Origin of the sequence: Microcoleus sp. Pol1C5 (genome assembly GCF_036701115.1) — a bacterium.
In the GTDB taxonomy this organism is placed as follows: domain Bacteria; phylum Cyanobacteriota; class Cyanobacteriia; order Cyanobacteriales; family Microcoleaceae; genus Microcoleus.
The window spans coordinates 1-2256 of sequence record NZ_JAUBQE010000136.1; the positions used below are offsets into that span (position 1 = coordinate 1).

At 41.6% G+C, this 2256-nt stretch carries 1 protein-coding gene and 1 pseudogene; both read left to right on the forward strand.

All coding sequences use genetic code 11. The annotated features are described in order from the left end of the window. Nucleotides 1-382 (forward strand): annotated as a pseudogene (locus QUA23_RS30795) (hypothetical protein); the annotation flags it as partial. Nucleotides 383-894: 512 nt separating this feature from the next. After that, entirely contained in the window at nucleotides 895-1677 is a 783-nt protein-coding gene (locus tag QUA23_RS30800; RefSeq protein WP_333079204.1) for a DUF928 domain-containing protein, read from the forward strand. Nucleotides 1678-2256 lie beyond the last annotated feature (579 nt).

The window sequence follows — 2256 nt, forward strand, 5'->3', positions numbered from 1 at the left end:
TTATTCGTTCGAGCCAATTGAAGAGCAATACTTAAGCCTGGAACAAAAGCGAGAACTCTGCCAATTTCTGGAAGAAGCACTGTGCAATGTGGGAAAACACGCTAAAAATTTGACCCGTCTCAGTGCTATTGGCAAGCAAAACAAAGGTTGGTACACCCTAAGTATTAAAGATAATGGATCTAGCATTTGTTCTTCCTATGAAGGTCGAGGAACAAAGCAGTGTCTAAATCTCGCCAAAAAATTAAAAGGAAAATTTAAGCGAACCTGTATTGGAGAGAAAGGGACTTTGTGTGAGTTAACTTGGCCCATTACGGGGACAAACTGGAATTTTGCTAGTATAAAACGTAACTTCACAACCAAGATTTTGAAAGGCAGGAGCTAGACCCCTCGTTATTGTGAACCTCACTTAAACGAGAATTGCTATATCCAAAACAGCCTCACCGACTTACCCGAAAATTAGATTAATACGGAGGGCCAATAAGATTGCCGAGTTGTGCAATTATAACTACCTTAAAGAGCGACAGGAAATACAAACTCAAGCAATTAACTTGGCACAAGCTACTCTAGTTGGATCTAATCTATTTATTTATTATAGGACTAATCCTCACACAGACGCCCTAAAAAACAAGGAGAAAAACAAAAAGGGTTGACCAACTGGTTGGTTACTTTAGCAATGGACACAATACCCCAATAGAGGATCTAAGGTATGAGAAACAACGCACAAAATCAAACAAGCCATGAATATTGTGAGATTAGGTAACTATGATTTAGAAGTTGAAGAACTTCCTAATCAATTAAGGCATCGGGAATTTGATGTTACCATAGTTAACAATCAGTTAGGACAAAAAACTAAATTAGCTATTAAATAATTAAAAAAGGAAAAAGGGCTAAGTTATGATGTCAATCCAATGGTTCTTTAACAAACGCATCAACATCAAAATACTCACCAGTTGTGCCTTGAGTTTAGCGCTGATTGTAACTCCGGCAGTTCTGGCGGGTTATGCACCTGGCAATCAAAAGCCTCCCCCTCGAGAAAGAAAATCGGATGGAGGAACGACTAGAGGGTGTTCTGGAGGAGATATGCCACTAACCGTTCTCGCCCCTGTGAACTACATAGGACGAACGATTTCTCGATACCCTACGTTCGCTTGGTTTGTGCCTGATGATTCCGCCTCCAAGCCAATAAAATTCACGATTTACGAGTGGGTTCCAGGTGCTAAACCCCAACAAGTTCGCGAGATATCCTTGCAGAGTTCACCGGGAATTATGAAATTATCTCCGTTCTCGAATAACGAACAAGGACTGCAACAGGAGAAACAATATCTTTGGCAAGTTGTTATCAATTGCGACCCAGATAACCCATCAGGCGATCTAGTAAGCGAGGCAACTATTGAGGTTGTAGCAATGCCTGCTGCCGTGCAAAGTAAACTCAACAAAGCAGTAAATAGCGTTGAGAAAGCTAATATCTATGCTGAGGCAGGTTTATGGTACAACGCGCTAGATGAAGCGCTCAAACTCGCCCAAGAGTCGAAACTGGGAGAAATAGGTTCAACTTTGTTAAAAGATTTGGCTGTGTCGGAAGCACCAAAAACCACTTCAGAATTGTCGCCAAAAGAACACTCCGCTCGCGCGAAACAAATTGAAACCTTGAAGCAGATTGCAGATAGCGCGCGCTAACTAACCTCTAAGCAGTAATGAAAAACAACACTTCACGTCGTGCAGTTTTACAAGGTTTGATGGCTAAGCTGTTGTGCATTTAAAATGCGTGTTTCAGAGGTTGAAACCCTTTATTGGCTTAGATAGCCTCGAAAATTTAAATGATGAACAGCTTAGTGCAATTGTTATCGGGTTTGATCTAGCCAATCGTTCTTGGGTGACATCTGCCAGTGCCATATCTTTGTTTGAAACTTTGCCACCTCTTTCTGGAGTTCTTTACTTCAGGGGGCGACAACGAGTCTAAAGAGGTTGCTCCATCAGCTTTATAGCTCTTAATTCCCTCTGATAAAATGCTCGCCCCTTAGGAAATAAACTCATCATGGACTCTACCCACTCCTGACAGGAGTCCAAGACAATCAACCAATTTTCGCCATATAAACCAATCCAAAACTTACTATGTCTTCTTCTATTTCTCCCTGGCTCTTTGAGACGGCTGTACAGTGCCTAATTAAATAACAGCGAGACAACTTTGTGTCGCTGAGCAAAACCTTCCCTCTTACAGGATTACAGAGAAAGTTTGCGAGCGCGTTCTAGCATTTG